Origin of the sequence: Rufibacter radiotolerans, assembly GCF_001078055.1 — a bacterium.
In the GTDB taxonomy this organism is placed as follows: Bacteria; Bacteroidota; Bacteroidia; order Cytophagales; family Hymenobacteraceae; genus Nibribacter; species Nibribacter radiotolerans.
Map to the genome: position 1 here is coordinate 3,383,800 of NZ_CP010777.1, position 21,446 is coordinate 3,405,245.

The window sequence follows — 21,446 nt, forward strand, 5'->3', positions numbered from 1 at the left end:
TAGTTGTTAGTGTTTAATGTCCATGAAGCAGTGAATAGCAATACAAAAGCAAAATTTGGTACCTTTCGTTTTGGAGCCGTTTTCTGAAAAACAGGCTCAAAATGGGTTTGCATGGAATTGTTATCATCGCACTTCTTTATAGATAATTTAGCCCACTCATTAGCACATCAGCACCTTTAAGAATTAGCACATTAGCAAATGTACCAACCCCACGGAAAACGCCTTTTAGACCTTCTGCTTGCCGGTGCCGCCTTGGTGGTGCTTTGGCCGGTCATTCTGGTGGTGGCGGCAGTGCTGTGGATTGGATTTAAGGGCCAGGTACTGTTCAAGCAACCGCGTCCGGGTCTGCACGGCAACCCTTTCCTGTTCTACAAGTTCGTGACCATGACCAATGCCCAGGATAGGTTCGGGCAGTTGCTGCCTGATGCCCAGCGCCTCACTCCGCTGGGGAAGTTCATCAGAAAAACCTCGTTAGACGAATTGCCCCAGCTTTTTAATGTACTGCGCGGCGATATGAGCATTGTCGGCCCCCGGCCGCTGTTGATGGAATACCTTCCGCTTTACTCACCGGAGCAGGCGCGACGGCACCAGGTAAAACCGGGCATTACGGGGTGGGCCCAGGTAAACGGCCGGAACCTGCTTAGTTGGGAAGAAAAGTTTACCTTTGATGTGTGGTACGTGGAACATCTGTCTCTAAAAGTAGATCTGATGATCCTTTGGCGTACCATACGGCACCTGTTCAAGCCCGACGGTATTTCGGCGCCCGGCACTGCCACCATGGAACGCTTTACCGGTTCTGCCAACAAACCATGAGCATAGAAAAAAAGCCAATTGTGATCGTAGGGGCCGGCGGGCTGGGCCGCGAGGTGCTCATGCTGTTGCTGCAGATAAACCAGGTGTCCCCCGTGTGGGACATTTTGGGTTTTTATGATGATGTGGCGCCTGCTGGGCAATTGAATGGTTATCCCTACCTTGGCACCATTGCTGAGTTAAACACCACCAGGAAAGCATTGCACGTAGCTCTTGCCATTGGCAGTTGCCAGGCCAAACAAGCGGTGGTAGCGCGGTTAAATAATCCTTTATTAGCGTTTCCGGTATTGGTCCATCCCTCGGTGTTGCTTTCTCCTGCCCAGGAAAACCACCTTGGCGAAGGCTGCATCATTTGCCAAAACTGTATCCTTACCACCAACGTCACATTAGGCAAACACGTCTTGTTGAACCTGGCCTGCACCATTGGCCATGACGCCATTCTGGGCGATTTCTGCTCGCTTATGCCGCAGGTGGCGGTAAGCGGCGGCGTTCGGTTGGGCAACGGCGTGTACGGGGGCACTAACAGTTCTATTTTACAAAACTTGAAAGTAGGGGCCTTTACCACCATAGGCGCCGGGGCGGTAGTCACTAAAGATTTACCCAGTTATTGTACCGCCGTTGGTGTGCCGGCCCGTATCATTGCCCAAACCGCATGAGCCAACCCCAGGATTTCATTTACCTCTCGCCCCCGCACATGAGCGGCCGGGAGCAGCACTATATCCAGGAGGCGTTTGACCTGAACTGGATTACCTCGGCGGGAGCCAACATCACCGGCTTTGAGCAGGAATTGGGGGGATATCTGGGAATGCATGTAGCGGCTATTTCCTCAGGCACGGCAGCCCTTCATCTGGCACTTCTCGCTTTAGGCATTGGTCCCGGCGATGAGGTTTTCTGCTCCACTTTCACTTTTGTGGCCACCGCCAACCCTATCTTGTATGTAGGCGCTACCCCGGTTTTCATTGACAGTGAACCTACCACCTGGAACCTATGCCCTTCTGCGCTGGAAGATGCCCTGAAAGACCGTGTCCAGAAAGGTAAGTTGCCTAAAGCCCTGATTCTGGTGCACCTGTATGGCATGCCGGCCCAAATGAAGGAAATACAGGAGATAACCGCGCGCTACGGAGTGCCTATCATAGAAGATGCCGCCGAAGCCCTGGGTTCCCGCTACCAGGGGCAACTGGCCGGCACATTTGGCATCATCAGTGCTTTTTCTTTCAATGGCAATAAAATCATTACTACCTCAGGCGGCGGGGCCCTGGTTTCTGCAGATGCCAAGCTGGTGGAACACGCCAAGTGGCTTGCCACTCAGGCCAAAGAACATACCCCTTACTACCACCATACCACGTTGGGTTATAATTACCGCCTCAGCAACATCAGCGCTGGTATTGGCCGGGGCCAGTTAGAGGTGCTGGAAGAACGGGTGCAGCAAAAGCGGACGGTTTTCCAGAACTACAAGCGGCTGTTGGAAGATGTACAGGAGATAGAATGGCTGCCGGAACCCGAGGGCTTTTTCTCTAACCGCTGGCTTACCTGCATCACGCTTAAAAAAGGGAGTAGCCTTACCCCTGAGCAGCTTCGCCTGAAATTGCTGGAAGGCCTCATAGAAGCCCGCCCGCTCTGGCAACCCATGCACCGGCAGCCCCTCTACCATGGCGCGGCTTATTATGGCGGCGGCGTAGCCGATGACCTGTTCGCCCGCGGACTTTGCCTGCCCTCTGGCTCCAGCCTTTCTCTGGCAGATCAGGAGCGCGTGGTCCGTGAAATCAAAGGGGCGTTTTAGGCACGTTTTTCTTAAACCGGCCCTAAAACAGAAAATCCTGTTCCGCCGAAGCAGAACAGGATTTTTGTCTTAAAAGAACAAAGACTATTTCTTGCCTTTTTTCTCTTCTGTCTGAGCGCTCTTCAGTGCTCTTGGGATCGTTACCGTAGCCACTGGTGAAAGTGGGTTAGTCAAGATCACGTAGTTCTCAGGAGTAATTTTGTTTACTTTGATAGACTTACCTAACTCCAGGTCAGAGATATCAACTGCGATAGTATCTGGCAGGTTAGCTGGAAGCGCCTTCACGCGCAGCTTGCGCAGTTTGGTTACCAATTTACCACCGGCCATAACACCTGGCGAAGAACCCACGAAACGTACTGGCACGTCTACTTTCACTTCTTTCTCGTCATTCAGCAACAAGAAGTCCACGTGCAGTAATTGCTCGTTCACTGGGTGGAACTGCAGGTCTTGCATGATGGCTTTGTAAATAGTGCCTTCTACGTTCAATTCTACCTGGTACACGTTTGGAGAGTAAACCAACTCACGGAACAGGATAGCCGGAACAGAGAAATGAACTTGCTCTGAACCACCGTACAACACACATGGAACTTGAGCTTCCTCACGAAGCGCTTTGGCTTCGGATTTACCGAGATTTGCTCTTTTAAACCCTATAATCTCTAAGCTTTGCATAAAAATAGATATAAATAAAAATTGAAAAAACTCTTTGGTGAGACACAAGTATCATGATTCAAGACACAAGACCTCTTTAATTTTAATAGCAATTGACAATCAGCAATTAGATAAAAAGTGAGCTGATAGAGTCATGGGTAACCACGTTGCTGATAGCCCGGGCAAACAGGTCTGAGAACGTCAATACCTTAATTTTTGGAGACTCATGCCTTAAAGGAATAGTGTCTGAAATCACCAACTCCTCTAACACAGAATTCTCAATACGCTCATAGGCCGGGCCAGATAACACGCCGTGCGTGGCAATGGCTCTCACGCTTTTTGCGCCTTTTTCTTTCAGCAACTCGGCGGCTTTGGTGATGGTGCCGGCAGTGTCTACCAGGTCATCTACCAATACCACGTCCATGCCTTCCACGTCCCCGATCACCTGCATAGAGGCAATCTCATTGGCACGTTTCCGGTGCTTGTCGCAGACTACCATCTCCACGCCAAATACTTTGGCAAAGCTTCTGGTTCTTACCACTCCTCCCACGTCTGGGGAAGCAAAGATAAGGTCCTGGCCCAGGTTCAGGCTGCGCAGGTAGGGCACAAAAATGGCCGAACCGTCCAGATGGTCTACCGGGATATCAAAGAACCCCTGGATCTGGCCCGCGTGTAAGTCACAAGTCATTAAGCGGTCTGCGCCTACGCACTGAATGGCGTTGGCCATTACCTTGGCCCCAATAGACACGCGCGGCTTGTCCTTGCGGTCTTGGCGGGCGTAGCCGTAATACGGCATTACCACTATCACTTTGTGCGCCGAGGCCCGTTTGGCCGCGTCTACCAGCAGCATCAGCTCCATAAGGTTGTCAGCGGGCGGAAACGTGGACTGAATCAGAAACACTTCACACCCACGCACTGACTCATTGTAATGGACAGAGATCTCTCCATCTGAAAAATGCTGAACAGTGAGATCGCCTAAGGGCACGCCATAAGCGGCAGCTACTTTTTCAGCGAAATATCTGGATGAACTTCCAGAGAAAATCTTAACCGTAGGATTCATGGGGAGAAGAGGTTGCTGAATGAAGTCGCAAAACTACTGCTTATTTTGGTAGGCTCAAACCCAAGAGGCAAAAAAGAACAGGTACTTTTTCTGAAAAAGCACCTTCGCAGAGCGCTGACTGTAAGGGATTTTATATTTTATAGTGGGTGTTTTTGCAGGTAGGCCGCGGTAAACGGATGTTCTTTGGTAACGCCTTCTTTCATAATGTGTTCTATGCGCCAGCCTTTTTCCTTGAGTACATCTGAGATGATAGCGCGGTGACAACGCCACCAAACCGCTTCAGAGCACATATAGGCGGTACGTTTTTCGGCTGCCACTTGCATGAGCGTGGTCAGGCCCGTGTTAAATTGCTCTGTCTCTGTGTAATCTGCATAGCCCCTAAATGATTCGCTCCGCCAAACGGTGTTCTTAGAATTGGGGTGGGGCTTGCGGCGTCCGCCTAACTCAATTTCTGGCAGGTACTCAATCCCCACCCCTGCCAAAGCTGCCTGCAACGCTTCTACGTTGAACTGAGGGTACTTTTTAGAACCTGGGTACCTTCTTACATCGGCAAGCACTTTAATCTCAAAATGGAGTAAAGCAGCCAGAAATTCTTCTGTGGTGCGAGTAGAATGACCAATAGTCCAAATAGTGGGGTGCGTATCTGCCATGGGTGCAAGCGAGAGGAAAGGTTTAAAGATCAGTAGTTCCCGAGATCTTTTCCTTCAGGGCTTTTACCAATTCATCTGTGGCGGAGTCACTATAGATACCGTAGGCGTTGACCAGGATCCCTTTCAGATGGTGCTTTTCAGAGGAGATGGCGTACACCACGGCCTCGTCGCCGGGGTCTGTGTTGCCTTCAAACCGGTAATGCTTGTCTACCACAAATTCCTCAGGAAAGAGCTGCAATGAGTTGCCGTGGCAGACCAGGCAATTGTCACTCAGGTTGAAATCCTCGGTGTACCCTTCTGCTTTGAGATGGTTCAGGACTTCTGAAACACTTGCCATGTTGTTCATAAAGAAAGGGCTTGCGTGAGAAAAGAGAGAAAAAGCCTGCAGTAGAAAAAGGAGATCGCTTTTCTGTTACCAAAGGTTTGTTTCTGTTCTTCGTAGAAGCACCGGGAAAGGTTTTATTCTGTTGCAGAGGCGAGCGAGGGCAATACAACAGTCTTCCGTCAGAGAATGGTAGACGACGGCAAGGGTCAGGCGGGCTGCTGAGAGCAAGCTGAATGGAAACAAAAAAGCCTTTCAGATTTCTCTGAAAGGCTTTCTAGGTTGTCCGACCAGGTTTCGAACCTGGACTCTTCTGAACCAAAATCAGACGTGTTGCCAGTTACACCATCGGACAATCTCCCTTAGACAGCATTGCTATCGTTTGGTGATGCAAAGGTAGGAAAGAATTTATTCAGCGCAATAGGCCCCGCTAAAAAAAATCAGAAAATTTATTCCATAATCTGCACCAGCGCGGTGCCATAGCTGTTTTTGATGGCCTCCATGCCATGGAAAACCACGCCATTTACCACCACATCCTCACCTTTTCCCACGCCAAGTTTAGTGAAAGTCAGGCTATTGACTGAATCTGCTTTTTCAAATGCCTCCTGTTAGGCGGACTTCCTGCTCGCCTCCACGCAGCTCGGGCTCTCGCCAAATAAATGAATATCTTTTCTAAAATCGGGGCCAGTTGTCTCCTGACAACCCAGGTGCTGGAAGACGTATGAAAGACTAGGCACGGCAATCATGGGTTTGTGAACCTGCGCAGCCAGTATGAATGGGAACGGGCTATGGCCTGCCTGGCGTCTACCATTTGACCCCTTCGCCTGCTGCGAAATTCACCTTTATCTTTCCTGCGGGAACCAGGCATTACCCCATTATATAAATAGTGTGTCGTAGTTCAACTTGCTTCACCACTCGCTGACCAACCAAAAAGCCTGGCCCGCAGTTTTCGCTTATTTCCGGAAAAACGCCCTTTAAACGGCTTTAATCCTTATATAATGTAATTCCCTCCTTCCCATTCTGAGCCCCCTGCTTACTCTCCAAAACTTTTTACCTACTTCCATGGAATTGCAGAGATAAACCTCTATTTTTGCAGCCTGAAAGAAGTGAGTACTATCTAAATAATTATAAACCAACCAAATGGCGAATATTGGCAGAATTACCCAGGTGATCGGTCCGGTAGTGGACGTAAGCTTCTCGGGTGAGAATTCTAAGTTGCCCAACATCATGGATGCCCTGGTAGTGGTGAAAGAGAACGGTGCCCGCGTGGTACTGGAAACTCAGCAGCACTTAGGCGAGGATCGGGTACGTACCATCGCGATGGACGCGACCGAAGGCTTAACCCGTGGCATGGAAGTAACGGATTTGGCGTCTCCTATCTCTATGCCTACCGGCGAGAATGTGTTAGGACGTCTGTTCAACGTAATTGGCGATGCCATTGACGGTATCCCTCAGCCCGTGAGCGAGATGGATCTGCCAATTCACCGCAATGCCCCTCGTTTTGAGGACCTTTCTACTTCTTCTGAAGTATTGTACACCGGTATCAAAGTAATTGACCTGATTGAGCCTTACTCCAAAGGGGGTAAAATTGGTTTGTTCGGGGGTGCCGGGGTTGGTAAAACCGTATTGATCCAGGAACTCATCAACAACATCGCCAAAGGCCATGGTGGTCTTTCTGTGTTTGCTGGTGTGGGTGAGCGTACCCGTGAGGGAAATGACTTGCTGCGTGAGATGATTGAGTCTGGCATCGTGAAATACGGTGACGAGTTCATGGAATCTATGGAGCACGGCGGATGGGATCTATCCAAAGTAGACCAGGAAGCCCTGAAAGAGTCTAAAGCTACCTTCGTGTTCGGTCAGATGAACGAGCCTCCTGGGGCCCGTGCCCGTGTAGCCTTGTCTGGTTTGACCATTGCGGAGTCTTTCCGTGACGGTGACGGTTCTGGCGCTGGTCGTGACATCCTTTTCTTCATTGACAACATCTTCCGTTTCACCCAGGCAGGTTCTGAGGTATCGGCCCTTTTAGGTCGTATGCCATCTGCGGTAGGTTACCAGCCAACGCTGGCCACGGAAATGGGTGCCATGCAAGAGCGTATCACGTCTACTAAGCGTGGTTCCATTACTTCTGTACAGGCCGTTTACGTTCCTGCGGATGACTTGACTGACCCGGCTCCAGCGACAACCTTCGCTCACTTAGATGCTACCACTGTACTTTCCCGTAAAATCTCTGAGCTTGGTATCTACCCTGCGGTAGACCCTCTGGATTCTACGTCCCGTATCTTGACCGCTGACGTGGTAGGTGCTGAGCACTACAACACGGCCCAGCGCGTGAAAGAGATCTTACAGCGTTACAAAGAATTGCAAGACATCATTGCCATCTTGGGTATGGACGAATTATCTGAAGAAGATAAATTAGTCGTACACAGAGCACGTCGGGTACAGCGTTTCTTGTCTCAGCCGTTCCACGTGGCCGAGCAGTTCACTGGCTTGAAAGGCGTGTTGGTTGATATCAAAGACACCATCCGCGGTTTCAACGAGATCATGGACGGCAAGCATGACAACCTTCCAGAAGGTGCCTTCAACTTGGTAGGAACCATTGAAGACGCCGTTGTGAAAGGTCAGAAAATGATGGCCGAAGCGAAATAGTTTTAATGTGCTAATGTGTTAATGTGCTGATGGAATAATTAGCACACTAGCACATTAGCCAATTAGCACATTAACAGATGTATTTAGAAATCATCACCCCAGATAAGAAAGTATTTGAAGGCGAAGTGATCTCGGCGCAATTTCCCGGCATTAACGGTGGGTTTGAAGTGCTGAACAATCACGCTCCCCTGATAAGTGCGCTGGCCAATGGCCCGGTACGGGTAACACCACCCGCCGGTGCGCAACTGGTCTTCCAGATTGACGGGGGTGTGGTAGAAGTTCTGGACAACAAAATCATTGTCCTGGCCGAAGCCGTTATCGCCTAACGATTTCCTGTTTTCATTCTGAAAGCCCGTTCTTCTGCAAAGAAGGCGGGCTTTCTCTTTTAGGCCCGTTTTCCTGAAAACAGGCCTAAAACGCATTTTCAACTTTCCCCGCTTTCTGCTTACCTTTAGAATTGTTAATTGCTGATTGTTCAATTGCTGATTGCTAATAATTTAATTTAGAAGTGTCCTTAGTTCTTTTGCCCTTGTTGGTGTTCTCACCAACAAACTGAATGCAGGGACTTTTCTACTTATCAATTGCTGATGGTTGATTGCTTAAAATTGAATTTATAAACGACTTCAGTTCTTACGCAGCCAAACCAAGCAACCAACTAAATTGTCATCCTGAAAGGACCTTGTGGGCGAACTAGAAAAGCCTTAGCGCACCGTCACTACCGCTCGCCACCGAGACCCTTCCAGGATGACAGAAAGGAAATGTCACCTTATTTCTTGTCCATTTTGGACTTAATTCTTAATTCCTAATTCTTAATTCATACGCTGTGTCAATATCGCCTAAAACCACGCCTATCTACCAGACTTCTGTGTTCACGTTTGAGGACCTAAATGCCCTGGAAGCCTATTTCTCTGAGCCGGGGCCGCAGTACATGTACACCCGGTATGGCAACCCTAACACAGATGAGCTGGCCCAGGAAATAAACCTACTGGAGCAGGGCCAGGGGGCGGTGGTCACGTCTTCGGGCATGTCGGCGATCTTGACGGCGGTGCTGGTGTATGCCAAGGCCGGGGACCATGTGCTGTGCGCCGAGGAAATCTACGGCGGCTCCTCTTCCCTGCTTTCGTCAGAGCTCACCCGCATGGGCGTGGAAGTGACGTATGTACCCACCGCCGATATCTATTCCCTGGAAGGATACGTGCAAGACAATACCAAACTGCTGCTGGTAGAGACCATCAGTAACCCCATGATGACCGTCATGGACCTGGCCCAAGTGGCGCAGGCATGCCAAGCCAAAGGCTTGAAACTGATTGTAGACAATACCTTCGCCTCTCCTATTCTCACCAACCCCTTGACGCTGGGCGCCGATATAGTGATTCATAGCGTCACCAAATACCTGTCGGGGCACAGCGATGTAACGGCCGGCGTGGTAGTGGCCAAAGAAGCGGCAGATGCCCAGCGGGCCGCCCAGATCATGCGCACCTGGGGCCTGAACCTGAGTCCGTTTGAAGGTTGGCTAGCGGCCCGGGGCCTGAAGACCCTGAAACTGAGAATGCGTGAGCACAGCGCCAACGCCCTGGTCCTGGCCCAATGGCTGCAACAGCACCCCAAAGTACAGGCGGTGTTCTACCCGGGCTTACCAGATCATCCGCAGCACGCCTTGGCCAAAGAGCAAGGCAAGGGAATGTTTGGCGGCATGCTTTCCTTCCGGATTGCAGATGATACGGAGTCTGTGAACCGTTTCATGCGCGCCTTAACCCATATCCCCTTCGCACCATCGCTGGCCGGCGTGACTACCTCTATCTCCTACCCCGTAGGCACCTCGCACCGCGGTTTAACCCCTGCCCAGCGCGAGAGCCAAGGCATCACGGTGGGGCTTATCAGGTTATCCGTGGGCATAGAAGAAGTAGAGGAGCTGCGGGCAGATTTGGCGCGCGGACTGGCGGCTATTTAGTTGTTCGTGTTTAGTTGTCCGGCTTTAGTTGGAAGGAAGCGGTTAGGGGGAATTTTCTTTGCTCGCAAAAACACCTCGGCTTTTCTAAAACGCAGCACTAACAACTAAAAACAGACAACTATCAACTAACTTCGCAGAATGTTTAAAAATGTAATGAGTTGGTTTGGTGGCAAGAAAGAGCCTTTGCCGGCAGATGATACTCCTTCTGATATGAAATACTTACTCGTGGGCCTGGGCAACATTGGCCCTGAATATGCCAACACGCGGCACAACATAGGCTTTATGGTGCTGGACCACTTGGCCAAAAAACACGGCGTTTCTTTTGATACCGGCCGGCATTCTTTTGTCACCGAATTCAAGACCAAGGGCAAGCATTTTACTTTGGTGAAGCCTACCACCTTCATGAACCTGAGCGGCAAGGCGGTGGCACATTGGCTGAGCGTGCTTAAAATTCCGGCTGAGCAGATGCTGGTGGTTACTGATGACCTGGCCCTGCCCTACGGCAAGCTGAGAATGAGGGCCAAAGGCAGCGCCGGCGGTCACAATGGGCTCAAGCACATTGAACAGACGCTGGGCAGCAATGAGTATCCGCGCCTGCGGTTTGGGGTAGACTCGCAGTTCTCTAAAGGACGGCAGGTAGATTATGTGCTCAGCCCGTTTTCAGAAGATGAGAAGATTGACCTCTCCACCCACATTGAGAAAGCCGCGGAAATGTGCGAGTCCTTCGGGACGATTGGCATGGAGCGGACCATGAACTTCTACAACAAATAATCCATTTCCCGAAAAACTTTGTTTTGGGGACGTTTCCCAATAATCGGCCCCAAAACAGGGAATCACGCTATAAAACTACCACCCTATCAAGGGGTTACCTCAAAAGCAGAAATGCGGCAAATCCACCTCCTGTACAGTATAAATACCGATACATCTCAGGTCTATTCTTTTTTAATAAGTAGCAAACAAGAACAGGGAATTGCCGCCCAAATAGAAACGTCAGATACCCCTTCTTTGGAATTATCCAAAAACATCTCCATTTTGTAGTGGATTTTCAAAGAATTGTATGATCCTTTCCCTTTACCGCAATGCCTATGGTGGTCTCTCCCGGGAGTCTTGGCTCCTAACGGCTGTCATCTTCATTAACCGTGCCGGTGCCATGGTGGTACCGTTCCTGAGCGTGTACCTCACAGAGGGGCTGGGCCTTCACATAAAGCAGGTGGGCATACTCCTGAGCGTGTATGGCATGGGAGCCATGGTGGGCAACTGTATTGGCGGGTGGCTCACAGACAAGATAGGACATTTCAAGGTACAGTTGTGTAGCTTCCTGTTGGTGGCGGTTTGGCTGATAGTGATGCTCTGGGTGCAGCGGTTTGAGTTTCTGGTAGGCGGTCTGTTCCTGCTGAGTGCCCTCACCGAGTGCCTGAGCCCGGCCACTGCCGCTGCGGTAAGTTCTTATTCCCCGCCCCAAAACATAATCCGCGCCTTCTCTTTAAACCGGTTGGCCATGAACCTGGGCTTCTCCATTGGCCCGGCCCTGGGCGGAATTTTGGCCATGGTTTCCTATCAGTTGCTCTTCGTGGTAGACAGCCTCACCTGTATTGCGGCCGGGGCCCTCTTTTACTTCTTGTTCCGGCAAAGGCAAGATAGCGTGGGGCCAGAAACGGAGCCAACTCAACCGGCAACCGTGGCGCCAGAATCCCACTCAGAGCGGTCCCCGTACCGCGACGGCCTGTTTCTCCTTTTCATTGCCTTGTGCTGTTGCTTCCTGATCTCTTTTTCGCAGGTTTTCACCACCATGCCTCTGTATTGGCACCAGGTGTACAGCCTGTCTAAAATGGAGATTGGCGCCCTGCTGGCTTTGGATGGCCTGATCGTGTGCCTAATGGAAATGATTATTGTCTACCTCATTGGCAACCGACCCGCCCCCTGGAAAATGATTGTGAGCGGGCTTTCCCTCATGGCCTTGGCTTTTTTGCTCCTGAACCTGGCCCATGGCCTGCCGGTGCTGATACTCTCCATCTTGTTGTTTGGCCTCTCTGAAATACTGTCCTTACCGTTCATTGCTTCGCTTACTGCCAGGCGGTCTGGCCCGAAGAACCTGGGGGCCTACATGGGCCTTTACACCCTGGCCTACTCGGCGGCCTATATTGTGGGGCCCCTGGCAGGCACCACCCTTATAGACAGCTTCGGGTTTGGGACCCTTTGGGCGAGCGCCGGCGCCTTATGCATGGTCACCGCCGGCGGACTGTTTCTGGTGGTGCGCAGACTGCAGATGTCCTGAGGAAACCCATCTCTGAAATAGGCTGTACTAAAGCTGTTTTGGAAGTGTTTTACCAAAAACAGCCCTAAAACGCCATCCTTGCTATTTTCCGTTTAACCTATCCCTTTCCCCACATAAGCCACTGTTCTTATCTAGGGCAGGCTTTTGGATTGGCCGCATTTGCCTACTTTTGTCCTTTGCAGCACCCCATGACCAGTATTCTTTCCCTTTACCGTAACGCCTTTGGCGGCCTCTCCAGAGAAGCCTGGCTGCTGGCGGCCGTCATGTTCATTAACCGCAGCGGGGCCATGGTTGTGCCGTTCCTGAGCGTGTACCTCACCGAGTCCATGGGCTTCAGCCTGAAACAGGCCGGTATTCTGCTGAGCTTGTTTGGGGTAGGTTCTATGTGTGGTACGTTTCTGGGCGGCTGGCTCACCGATAGAATTGGGCATTTCAAGGTGCAGTTCTTTAGTCTGGTGCTGGGCGGAGCCTGGTTCTTTGTGATGGTGCAGCTACAAAGCTTCGCATTTTTCGCCGGAGGTATCTTGATTCTGAGCACCCTCACCGAATGCCTTCGGCCCGCCAACGCCTCCTCGGTTTCTTCCTACGCCCGTCCCGAGAACGTGACCCGCGCCTTCTCGCTCAACCGGATGGCCATTAACCTGGGCTTCTCTATTGGGCCGGCACTGGGCGGGGTGCTGGCTACTATCTCCTTCAAATGGCTGTTCATGGCAGATGGCCTTACCTGCCTGGCCGCTGGGGCCTTTTTCTTCTTTTATTTCCGGCACCGCCAAGGCCATGCGCCTGTCCCCAAAGCACAACGGCCGGTGTCTTCCACCCCTGCCCGCACCCCCTACCGCGATGGGCTGTTTCTGCTCTTTGCCGTTCTGTGCTGCTGCTATGCGGTGGCGTTTTTCCAGTTCTTCTCCACCATGCCGCTGTACTTCCGGCAGGTGTACCAACTCTCTAAGCTTGAGATTGGCGGCTTGCTGGCCTTTAACGGATTGTTGGTGTTTCTGCTGGAGATGGTGATTGTCTACCTGCTAGGCGATAAGCACGCCCTTTGGAAACTGATTGTGGTGGGCTTACTGCTGTTGGCCACGGCCTTCTCGCTGCTCAACCTGGTGCATGGGTTTTGGGTACTGGTTCTTTCTGTGCTTCTGATGAGCCTTTCTGAGATGTTTGCTATGCCGTTTATGAGCACGCTCACGGTGCAGCGGTCGGGGCCGTATAACCGGGGCTCTTATATGGGCTTGTACAGCCTTTCTTACTCCGCGGCCCACATCCTGGGCCCGTACGTGGGCACCACCACCATTGCCAACCATGGCTTTGAAACACTTTGGTGGGGCGCCACCATGCTTTGCCTGGTAGCGGCGGTGGGTTTCTACGTGGTGGTGAAAAGGCTAAGTGCGACGAATTGATATTTCTGTTTCTGGCCTGTTTTCCGAAAAACGGCGCTAAATCGGAAAAGCCTTTTCTCCTTTCCCAACTTTTAGCCATCTTTCCTTAAACACCGTTTCCGTTATGAAATTTCTCTCTGCTTCGCTCCTATTAACCATAACCCTGGCCGCCTGCACCACCGTTAAACCAAGCCAAACCCCTAAAGAAATGATGGTCTACGTAGGCACCTATGCAAAACCAGACGCTGAAAGTATTTTTGGCTATCGGCTAAATGAGGAAACCGGCGAACTCACCCAGGTCCTGGCCGTGAAAGGCGGCGAAAACCCATCGTTTTTGGCTCTGGCCGCTGACCGAAAAAACCTGTATGCCGTCAACGAGACCACCGAGTACCAGGGCCAGAAAAGCGGGGCGGTCAGCGCGTTTGCCATAGACCCCAAAACCGGCGGACTCTCCTTCCTGAACAAGCAACCCTCTTTGGGCGGCGCGCCCTGCTACATCAGCCTGGACCCGCAGCATAAGGTGGCCATGGTGGCCAATTACGTGGGAGGAAACGTGGCCGCTTTTCCTATTGAATCTGATGGACGTCTGGGAGCCGCCTCTTTTACGGAGCAGCACACCGGCCAAGGGCCGAAGAAGCAGCAGAACGCCCCGCACGCCCATTGCATTATCCCGGACCCTTCACATGAGTTCGCGCTGGCCGTAGACCTGGGAATTGACCAGATTGTGCGCTACCAATGGGGCCCCGAAGGAAACCTGACCAAGACGGCTCAGCCCGCGTTTAAAGTCCAGCCAGGCGCAGGACCGCGGCACCTCACCTTTCACCCCAATCGGCGCTTCGCCTACGTGATCAATGAACTGAATTCCACCCTTTCGGCCTTGACCTATGATGCCGTGACCGGCACGTTCACTGAGGTAGAGACGGTGTCTACTTTGCCGGCTGGGTTCTCGGGGGAAAGCTTCTGCGCCGATGTGCACGTTTCTGCCGACGGCCGCTTTGTGTACGGCTCTAACCGGGGCCACAACAGTTTGGTGGTGTTCGCCATTGACGCTAAAACCAATAAACTCACGTTGGTACAGCACATAAGCGTAGAAGGCAACTGGCCCCGCAACTTCGCCCTCAGTCCTTCTGGTAAAACCTTGCTGGTGGCCAACCAACGCTCCAATAACATCACCAGTTATAAAGTAGATACTGCCACCGGTAAGCTCACGTACACCGGCCATTCCACTAATTTGCCGTCGCCGGTTTTCCTGCAGGTATTGCCCGCTTTCCCAGGCACGCCCAGAAAATAACGCCTTTCCTGTTTTAGGCTTGTTTTCCCTAAAACACCTCTAAAACACCTTCTCATTGGTAACTGCACCTGACGACTGCAACCTCTTCTCCCAGAGACGGTATAGCTGTACCAGATGTATTCCCAGAAAAAAATCATGAAGGCAGTTGTGATGACGGCGACTGGCGCGCCAGACGTGTTAAAACTCCAGAAGAAGAACGTTCCCGCGTTGCTCTCCCACCAGGTATTAGTAAAGGTGAAGGCCGCCGGCATCAACCGCCCAGACGTGGCCCAGCGGAAAGGCCATTATCCGCCCCCGGCGGGTGCCCCGGCAGACATTCCGGGCCTGGAGGTAGCGGGCATTGTGGAGGCCTGCGGTTCTGAGGTGACCCGTTGGCAGCCCGGCGATGCCGTCTGTGCGCTGCTGCCCGGGGGCGGCTACGCCGAATACGCCGTGGTAGACGCCCGCCATTGCCTGCCGGTTCCGCCTGACTGGACTTTTGCCGAGGCCGCCTCGCTGCCCGAAACCGTATTCACGGTCTGGCACAACGTTTTCCAGCGGGGCAACTTACAGCGCAGCGAGTCCTTTCTGGTGCATGGCGGAAGCAGCGGCATTGGCATCACAGCCATTCAACTGGCCAGGGCCTGGGGTGCCAAGGTGTACGCCACGGCCGGCAGCGAGGAGAAATGCCGGGCCTGCGTGGACCTGGGCGCCCATGAGTGCATCAACTATAAAACCCAGGACTTCGCCGAAGCCCTAAAGGGGAAAGGCGTAGACGTGATTCTGGACATGGTGGGCGGTGACTACATTGCCAGAAACCTTGATTTGCTCAAGCCAGACGGACGGCTGGTGTTCATCAATGCCATGCACGGCGCCAAAGGCGAGTTTAACGTGATGCAGGTCATGCAGAAGCGCCTCACCATTACCGGCAGCACCCTGCGTCCCCGCGACGCCGATTTCAAAGCCGCCCTCGCCGCCGACATTGAGCGCCAGGTATGGCCACTGCTCCTGGCCGGAAAATTCAAGCCGGTCATCTACCAGACCTTCGCGCTTGCAGAGGCCGCTCAGGCGCATGAACTATTGGAAAGCAGCCAACACATAGGTAAACTGGTGTTGCTGGTAGAGTAAGGAAGTTTTTGAAACCACTCAGCAAATAGAAACCACTGAGCACCCAATCAAGTAACTCATCACCTTCCTTCTTTTGTCATCTTGGAAAGATCTTGTGGACGGATGGTAGTAGCGTTTACTACAGTGCTTTTCTAGCTCGCCCACAAGGTCCTTTCAGGATGACAATAAAATAGGATGAAACAGAATAAAGCAGAGAGGCTCACCGTTTCTGACGGTGAGCCTCTCTGCTTTATTCTGTTTCTGTTTTGGGCCCGTTTTCCTAAAAACAGCCCCAAAACAGAAAACTCTTAACTCTTCTAAGAAACGCCTCCCCCGTTCACCACGGGTTTAGAGGGTTGCATGAAGGCCAGGCTACCGTCGGCGTTCTCGGCCATGAGCAGCATGCCCTGGCTTACAATGCCTTTGATCTCGCGCGGGGCCAGGTTCACCAGCACAGACACCTGCTGCCCGATGATCTCCTCGGGGTTGAAGTGCTCGGCGATGCCGCTCACGATGGTGCGTTGGTCCAGGCCGGTGTCTACTTTCAGCTTCAGAAGCTTCTTGGTTTTGGCTACTTTCTCGGCTTCTAAGATGGTGCCTATTCGGATGTCTATTTTAGAAAAATCCTCAAAGGTGATGTCTTCCCTGGCCGGCGCGGCTACGGCGTTTTCCAGCTCATTGGCTTTCTTGGTGTCCAGGAGTTTCTGCACCTGGGCCTCAATCACGCTGTCCTCAATCTTCTCAAACAACAACGCGCCTTCACCAATCACGTGACCCGCCGCTAGCAGTTCCGGGGAACCGGCTACATCCCATTTGCCGGCTTTGTACTGCAGCATATTAGCCAGCTTTCCGGCAGTTTCGGGCAGGAACGGCTCTGACAGGATGGTCAGGCTGGCGGAGATCTGCAGCGCGATGTTCATGATGGTTTCCACGCGCGCGGCATCGGTCTTGATGAGTTTCCAGGGCTCAGTGTCTGCCAGGTACTTGTTACCCAAGCGGGCCAGGTTCATGAGTTCGCCCAGGGCTTCCTTGAAGCGGTATAGCTCAAGGGAGGCAGCAATCTTTTCGGGGAAACCGGCCAGCTGGGCCAGCACTTCCTGGTCATAAGTTGTAAGCTCGCCGTGGGCTGGAATGGCGCCGTTGTAGTATTTGTGGGTAAGCACCACCGCCCGGTTAATGAAGTTCCCGAAGATGGCCAGCAGCTCATTGTTGTTGCGGGCCTGGTAGTCTTTCCAGGTGAAGTCGTTGTCCTTGGTCTCAGGGGCGTTGGCGCAGAGCACGTAGCGTAGCACATCGGCTTTGCCGGGTAGGTCTTGCATGTACTCATGCAGCCACACCGCCCAGTTGCGGGAGGTAGAAATCTTGTTGCCTTCCAAGTTCAGGAACTCGTTGGCCGGCACGTTGTCTGGCAGCACGTACTCGCCGTGGGCCTTGAGCATGGCCGGGAAAATGATGCAGTGGAACACAATGTTATCCTTCCCGATGAAGTGCACCAGTTTGGAGCCTTTGTCTTTCCAGTACAGTTCCCAGTCTGGGGTCAGATCTTTGGTGGCCGAGATGTAACCAATGGGCGCATCAAACCACACGTAGAGCACTTTCCCTTCGGCGCCTTCTACGGGCACGGGCACGCCCCAGTCCAGGTCGCGGGTCACGGCGCGGGGCTGCAGGCCCTGGTCTATCCAGCTCTTGCACTGGCCGTACACGTTGGTTTTCCAATCGTTTTTATGGCCTTCCACAATCCACTCGCGCAGCCAGGGCTCATACTGGTCCAAGGGCAGGTACCAGTGCCTGGTTTCGCGCAGCACGGGCGGCTCACCGCTTAAGGTACTTTTGGGGTTGATGAGGTCGGTGGCGTTGAGAGAGGTGCCGCAGCTTTCGCACTGGTCGCCGTAGGCGTTGTCATTGCCGCACTTGGGGCAGGTGCCCACAATGTAGCGGTCAGCGAGGAACTGCTGGGCCTTCTCGTCAAAGTACTGCTGGGTAGTCTGCTCTATGAACTTGCCTTCGTTGTACAGCTTCAGGAAGAAATTAGAGGCCGTCTCGGCGTGCGTCTTGGAGGAGGTGCGGGAATAGATATCAAAGGAGATGTTGAAATCACTGAAGCTCTGCTTGATGAGCTCATGGTATTTGTCAACGGCCTGCTGCGGAGTAATACCTTCTTTCTTAGCCCTGATGGTAATAGGAACGCCGTGCTCGTCTGAGCCGCAGACAAATTTCACGTCGCGGCCGCGGGACCGCAGGTAGCGGGCATAGATATCGGCGGGGATGTACACGCCGGCCAGGTGCCCAATGTGCACGGGACCGTTGGCGTAGGGCAGTGCCGCGGTAAGAGTATATCGTTGAGGATAAGAAGAATCAGCCATGTGGTTTCTGTTAGGCTGCAAATATAGCGAAAATGCAGGGAGGTTTTTCGTTCACCGGATGCTGGCACCCCTGAAATACGATGCGGTTACTGCACGCATGTTCCCTGATTGTTCCTCTTACTTCTCACCTGGGTTTTAACAAAAAACGCCGTCTCCTGAACAAATCAGGGAGACGGCGTTTTAGGGGTGTTTTTAGCGAAACGGCCTTAAAACAGAAGCACTAGTTGCGGCGCCGGCGGGTGGTGTCTGGCCTTGGGGGAAGCGCGGGACGTCGGATGGTGTCCGGGACTGCGGGTTGACGGCCGGGCAGGATCTTCTGGCTACGCATGGCAGGCGTTTGGTTGGCCGGTGCGTTGGGGTTTCGGTCTTCTATGTTCTTCTTCCGGTTAACGTCACTGGATTGCTCATTCATGTCGCGCACGGTGGGCATAGTGCTGTAGGTGCGTTGCGGCTCGGTGGGCTCCAGGGCTGCGTTGTCTCTGGAAGAAGTACACGCTCCCGCCAGGACTCCCAATAAAAGGAAAGAAACCATTGAAAACGTTTTACGGCTCTTTTCTCCAAAACTCTTCCAAAACGTCTTCATCGGTTTACCATTAGCGGGCGTTACTTTGGCTCAGGTCCTGGTCATCTAACTCCTGCACCGCCTTGTAGCCTACCTCCGTAAGCCGAAGGCCGGCTGGGTCTGGCGTGGCATAGCCCTGGTTGCGCAAATGCTCTTCGGCCCGTTTCTGGACATCCATGTAATGATTATGCTCGTCTTCCTTGTGCAGGAAAGGATAGATCTCTTCCCAGCCCAAGACCTCATCTGCCTGGGTGCCGTTGCTTTTAAAGGCCTTTAAAATAAGGAAACCGGTATTCTCAATGTTCTCGCTGTTGGAGCTCAGGTTATCTAAATCCATAGGTATAGGTGTTAAGGTCTGTGGCTTTACAGTACGAGAACATTTTGGCAAAGGATTTAACCGCGCTTGTTCTGCTGAATTTTCTCCAGGATTCCATCCCACAGATGGAGGCGCATGCGGTGGCAGGCCACGGCCTCCTCACGGCACTCTTCCCATTTCTGGTCATCGTTGCCGCAAAGCTCAGAGACCATTTGCATGGCCAGCGGCGAGTGCACTTCCTCATCCAGGTGAATGTGGCGGTCCATGTAGAATTGGAAACTGTCCAGGGTACCGGGGTAGCGGCGGTTCATGTCGCCAATGAGGCACCGGAACATGTCTGGCACCACGTCTTCGCGCCCGAAGGTGAAGGCGGCGGCAATGCGGTGCGGCTGCCCGCTCTGGATGATCTGGAACGTATGCTTCACAAAGTCACGGGTGTGGCTTGGCACGGGCAGTTTTTCCAGGAGCGTGTAAACAGATTTGCCACTCCGCAGGCCATCTATGAAGTCCTTCATCACCTGGGTATCGGCGCCGCATTCATCCATGGCCCGCACGTACAGCTCAAAATGGCTGATGGGCTGGCCCTCGGGGTCAATATCGGTTTCCTCTTCCAGCACTATCTCATTGATTAGGCGCCGGTTGGCCGCGTTGCCGTGCGGGGTCCAGGGCACGTCTACGCAGGTAAGGTGCCGCTGCAGGCTTTTGAGCAGACTCATGAAATCCCATACAGCAAACACATGGTGCTCCATGAAAGGCCGCAGGTCTGCCAGGTCATAGATAGACTCATACAACGGGTGCTCCATCAAGGCATCACGGTGGGGTTTTAATTCTGACTGGAGCCATTGAATGCGTTCATGGCAAATGGGCAGGGGCAAGGGTTGAGTTCTGGTTTTTTCCAAGATGGCGGTCATAAAAAAAAGAAGATTGATAAAGACAAAGCGTAGCAGCGGTATTACCCTGGGCCCTGCCAAAAGAGGGTTACCCCTTTTCAGAAAGGCTCTCCTAAGTTAAGGGTTTCTTGTGCTCGTGCATACGGGAAAAACGAACGCACGTTTTCCTCTAATTTAGGAAAGAAGCCCCTATTTGCCAAGTATGTTTTGTTTTGCGAGTCCGCCATAGTAGCGGCGCTTTAAAGACTTTGTCAAAAGATGAATATATGCCAGCCATCCATTATAACAAGGCTGTTCTAAGATTATGAGACGCGGTTTACCAACTGCCTTACCAACCATGACCTGGTTGTATTCTCTACTTGCTTTTAGGTTTGCCCCTATCCAAAACGTACTTATCAGAAATCTTTACCACCCCAGATGACTTGTCTGCCCCTGATGTTTCAAGAGAGGCTCTAACCAGAATATTTATAAATTAACGATTGTGTTTTATCTAAATTAAATATTATTCCTTTCTTGGCAGCAAGGGTTTCTAACGAAATAATTTCTTTTGTATTGCTCTGCTCATATTTTCCTGTTTACTTTAGCTTATCATTCTTAAAACCAGGCTAATTAGCCCAGGTTACAAGATTTTTAAAATCAACTTACCTGGTAGCTTTTGCCGCAGTTTGGACAATAGATATAAAATGGTAAGAATCAGATTAACCGGCATTTAAGCCAAAAGTGCATTAAAATTAAATAAGTACAATATAAATTAATATTACAAAAGTTAAATACAGCAAAGAAAAAAGCACCCCATTTACCAAAGCCCTAAAGTAATTACCTATTTGAAGTCTATTTGTATTGCGCTGAAACGGTGCCATAGCTGGAAACCCGGCATAGAAAGATTGGAAGTTATTTTAAGGGCGTTTAAAATTACCGAAGAGAAGTCAAAACAAGAGGCTGCCCCATTGAAAGAAGGGATGCATTAAAAGGCAGTACAGCAGGAATTTTTACCTATTTATCTTATTTCACAGAAAGGTCGCAAGCAGGTTGAATGCGATCTTTTTTCAAACCTGTTAGAAAGCTCGTTTGAATTTATTCAAAGGAGAAGAAGCTTCAGAAGGTTTTAAAAATGCGCATATTTTTTTTCCTGCTGAGGCTATCAAGCGCTTCCTGATTAAGGAAAAGCTTCCCTAACCCAGATTGGATAACAAAGAAAAATTAAAACTAACACCGCATACCACCTTACCCGCTTCCCTTTCCTGAGACTAACCTTCTCATAAAAGAAAGCAAAGCACTATTGAAGAACCCCATATTGAACTAGATGAAAACAATCTCTACTCAAAAGTCCTCCTTATTATTTGCTATCTGCCTCTTCTGGTTGTTACAGCTAGTGAGCCTGCAGGGCTTATTTGCGCAAGGAAATGTTACTCCTGTA

General features: G+C 51.7%; 19 protein-coding genes and 1 tRNA gene. 11 read left to right on the top strand and 9 right to left on the bottom strand.

Annotated elements, in window-relative coordinates:
* Positions 1-198: 198 nt before the first annotated feature.
* Genes TH63_RS13875 through TH63_RS13885 form a run of 3 tightly spaced genes read left to right on the top strand, consistent with a single transcriptional unit; the run spans position 199 to position 2,590 of the window.
* Positions 199-813 carry a sugar transferase gene (locus tag TH63_RS13875; RefSeq protein ID WP_048921464.1) on the top strand — a complete coding sequence of 205 codons (615 nt, stop codon included), beginning with the start codon at positions 199-201 and terminating at the stop codon, positions 811-813.
* Entirely contained in the window at positions 810-1,466 is a 657-nt protein-coding gene (locus TH63_RS13880; RefSeq protein ID WP_048921465.1) for an acetyltransferase, read from the top strand. Before TH63_RS13875 ends, TH63_RS13880 begins: the two co-directional genes overlap by 4 nt.
* Complete coding sequence (locus TH63_RS13885) at positions 1,463-2,590, top strand: aminotransferase class I/II-fold pyridoxal phosphate-dependent enzyme (protein WP_048921466.1); 1,128 nt, start codon at positions 1,463-1,465, stop codon at positions 2,588-2,590. Before TH63_RS13880 ends, TH63_RS13885 begins: the two co-directional genes overlap by 4 nt.
* 84 nt (positions 2,591-2,674) lie before the next feature.
* On the opposite strand, the gene TH63_RS13890 is transcribed toward TH63_RS13885, so the two are convergent.
* The 5 genes from TH63_RS13890 to TH63_RS13910 form a co-directional block, all read right to left on the bottom strand.
* Entirely contained in the window at positions 2,675-3,259 is a 585-nt protein-coding gene (locus tag TH63_RS13890; protein WP_048921467.1) for a 50S ribosomal protein L25/general stress protein Ctc, read from the bottom strand.
* Between the two features lie 106 nt (positions 3,260-3,365).
* Positions 3,366-4,298: a ribose-phosphate pyrophosphokinase gene (locus TH63_RS13895; protein WP_048921468.1), complete on the bottom strand. Its 933-nt coding sequence runs from the start codon at positions 4,296-4,298 to the stop codon at positions 3,366-3,368.
* A 137-nt stretch (positions 4,299-4,435) separates the two neighbouring features.
* Positions 4,436-4,948, bottom strand: coding sequence for a DUF488 domain-containing protein (locus tag TH63_RS13900; RefSeq protein WP_048921469.1), 513 nt, complete (start codon positions 4,946-4,948; stop codon positions 4,436-4,438).
* 22 nt (positions 4,949-4,970) lie between these two features.
* Positions 4,971-5,294, bottom strand: coding sequence for a hypothetical protein (locus TH63_RS13905; RefSeq protein ID WP_048921470.1), 324 nt, complete (start codon positions 5,292-5,294; stop codon positions 4,971-4,973).
* 258 nt (positions 5,295-5,552) lie between these two features.
* Positions 5,553-5,625, bottom strand: a tRNA-Gln gene (locus TH63_RS13910).
* Positions 5,626-6,410: 785 nt separating this feature from the next.
* Here TH63_RS13910 and atpD point away from each other — a divergent pair.
* The 8 genes from atpD (at position 6,411) to TH63_RS13950 (ending at position 15,919) form a co-directional block, all read left to right on the top strand.
* Positions 6,411-7,916, top strand: coding sequence for a F0F1 ATP synthase subunit beta (gene atpD, locus TH63_RS13915; protein ID WP_048921471.1), 1,506 nt, complete (start codon positions 6,411-6,413; stop codon positions 7,914-7,916).
* Positions 7,917-7,993: 77 nt separating this feature from the next.
* Positions 7,994-8,242: an ATP synthase F1 subunit epsilon gene (atpC, locus tag TH63_RS13920; RefSeq protein WP_048921472.1), complete on the top strand. Its 249-nt coding sequence runs from the start codon at positions 7,994-7,996 to the stop codon at positions 8,240-8,242.
* Between the two features lie 497 nt (positions 8,243-8,739).
* Positions 8,740-9,867: a trans-sulfuration enzyme family protein gene (locus tag TH63_RS13925; protein ID WP_048921473.1), complete on the top strand. Its 1,128-nt coding sequence runs from the start codon at positions 8,740-8,742 to the stop codon at positions 9,865-9,867.
* A 210-nt stretch (positions 9,868-10,077) separates the two neighbouring features.
* Complete coding sequence (gene pth / locus TH63_RS13930; protein ID WP_048922851.1) at positions 10,078-10,638, top strand: aminoacyl-tRNA hydrolase; 561 nt, start codon at positions 10,078-10,080, stop codon at positions 10,636-10,638.
* Between the two features lie 286 nt (positions 10,639-10,924).
* Positions 10,925-12,142: an MFS transporter gene (locus tag TH63_RS13935; RefSeq protein ID WP_048921474.1), complete on the top strand. Its 1,218-nt coding sequence runs from the start codon at positions 10,925-10,927 to the stop codon at positions 12,140-12,142.
* Positions 12,143-12,330: 188 nt separating this feature from the next.
* Positions 12,331-13,542, top strand: coding sequence for an MFS transporter (locus tag TH63_RS13940; RefSeq protein WP_048922852.1), 1,212 nt, complete (start codon positions 12,331-12,333; stop codon positions 13,540-13,542).
* Between the two features lie 103 nt (positions 13,543-13,645).
* Positions 13,646-14,812 carry a lactonase family protein gene (locus TH63_RS13945; protein WP_048921475.1) on the top strand — a complete coding sequence of 389 codons (1,167 nt, stop codon included), beginning with the start codon at positions 13,646-13,648 and terminating at the stop codon, positions 14,810-14,812.
* Between the two features lie 135 nt (positions 14,813-14,947).
* Positions 14,948-15,919, top strand: a complete 972-nt coding sequence (locus TH63_RS13950) for an NAD(P)H-quinone oxidoreductase (RefSeq protein WP_048922853.1) — start codon at positions 14,948-14,950, stop codon at positions 15,917-15,919.
* 296 nt (positions 15,920-16,215) lie between these two features.
* Here the strand turns inward: TH63_RS13950 and metG are convergent, their stop codons facing one another.
* The 4 genes from metG to TH63_RS13970 form a co-directional block, all read right to left on the bottom strand.
* On the bottom strand, positions 16,216-18,261 hold the full coding sequence (gene metG, locus TH63_RS13955; protein ID WP_048921476.1) for a methionine--tRNA ligase: 2,046 nt from the start codon (positions 18,259-18,261) through the stop codon (positions 16,216-16,218).
* 220 nt (positions 18,262-18,481) lie between these two features.
* Positions 18,482-18,793, bottom strand: a complete 312-nt coding sequence (locus TH63_RS13960) for a hypothetical protein (protein ID WP_156180621.1) — start codon at positions 18,791-18,793, stop codon at positions 18,482-18,484.
* Positions 18,794-18,854: 61 nt separating this feature from the next.
* The gene (locus tag TH63_RS13965) at positions 18,855-19,160 is read right to left on the bottom strand and encodes a hypothetical protein (protein WP_048921478.1); all 306 of its coding nucleotides are present in this window, start codon (positions 19,158-19,160) and stop codon (positions 18,855-18,857) included.
* Between the two features lie 56 nt (positions 19,161-19,216).
* Positions 19,217-20,050 carry a DUF3050 domain-containing protein gene (locus TH63_RS13970; protein ID WP_076606496.1) on the bottom strand — a complete coding sequence of 278 codons (834 nt, stop codon included), beginning with the start codon at positions 20,048-20,050 and terminating at the stop codon, positions 19,217-19,219.
* Positions 20,051-21,446: the final 1,396 nt, after the last annotated feature.

What these genes read in the sequence shown, in the direction of transcription:
- TH63_RS13875 (WP_048921464.1), top strand. Translation starts at nt 199, where the DNA reads ATGTACCAACCCCACGGAAAACGCCTTTTAGACCTTCTGCTTGCCGGT.
- TH63_RS13880 (WP_048921465.1), top strand. Translation starts at nt 810, where the DNA reads ATGAGCATAGAAAAAAAGCCAATTGTGATCGTAGGGGCCGGCGGGCTG.
- TH63_RS13885 (WP_048921466.1), top strand. Translation starts at nt 1,463, where the DNA reads ATGAGCCAACCCCAGGATTTCATTTACCTCTCGCCCCCGCACATGAGC.
- TH63_RS13890 (WP_048921467.1), bottom strand. Translation starts at nt 3,259, where the DNA reads ATGCAAAGCTTAGAGATTATAGGGTTTAAAAGAGCAAATCTCGGTAAA.
- TH63_RS13895 (WP_048921468.1), bottom strand. Translation starts at nt 4,298, where the DNA reads ATGAATCCTACGGTTAAGATTTTCTCTGGAAGTTCATCCAGATATTTC.
- TH63_RS13900 (WP_048921469.1), bottom strand. Translation starts at nt 4,948, where the DNA reads ATGGCAGATACGCACCCCACTATTTGGACTATTGGTCATTCTACTCGC.
- TH63_RS13905 (WP_048921470.1), bottom strand. Translation starts at nt 5,294, where the DNA reads ATGAACAACATGGCAAGTGTTTCAGAAGTCCTGAACCATCTCAAAGCA.
- atpD (WP_048921471.1), top strand. Translation starts at nt 6,411, where the DNA reads ATGGCGAATATTGGCAGAATTACCCAGGTGATCGGTCCGGTAGTGGAC.
- atpC (WP_048921472.1), top strand. Translation starts at nt 7,994, where the DNA reads ATGTATTTAGAAATCATCACCCCAGATAAGAAAGTATTTGAAGGCGAA.
- pth (WP_048922851.1), top strand. Translation starts at nt 10,078, where the DNA reads ATGAAATACTTACTCGTGGGCCTGGGCAACATTGGCCCTGAATATGCC.
- TH63_RS13935 (WP_048921474.1), top strand. Translation starts at nt 10,925, where the DNA reads ATGATCCTTTCCCTTTACCGCAATGCCTATGGTGGTCTCTCCCGGGAG.
- TH63_RS13940 (WP_048922852.1), top strand. Translation starts at nt 12,331, where the DNA reads ATGACCAGTATTCTTTCCCTTTACCGTAACGCCTTTGGCGGCCTCTCC.
- TH63_RS13945 (WP_048921475.1), top strand. Translation starts at nt 13,646, where the DNA reads ATGAAATTTCTCTCTGCTTCGCTCCTATTAACCATAACCCTGGCCGCC.
- TH63_RS13950 (WP_048922853.1), top strand. Translation starts at nt 14,948, where the DNA reads ATGAAGGCAGTTGTGATGACGGCGACTGGCGCGCCAGACGTGTTAAAA.
- metG (WP_048921476.1), bottom strand. Translation starts at nt 18,261, where the DNA reads ATGGCTGATTCTTCTTATCCTCAACGATATACTCTTACCGCGGCACTG.
- TH63_RS13960 (WP_156180621.1), bottom strand. Translation starts at nt 18,793, where the DNA reads ATGGTTTCTTTCCTTTTATTGGGAGTCCTGGCGGGAGCGTGTACTTCT.
- TH63_RS13965 (WP_048921478.1), bottom strand. Translation starts at nt 19,160, where the DNA reads ATGGATTTAGATAACCTGAGCTCCAACAGCGAGAACATTGAGAATACC.
- TH63_RS13970 (WP_076606496.1), bottom strand. Translation starts at nt 20,050, where the DNA reads ATGACCGCCATCTTGGAAAAAACCAGAACTCAACCCTTGCCCCTGCCC.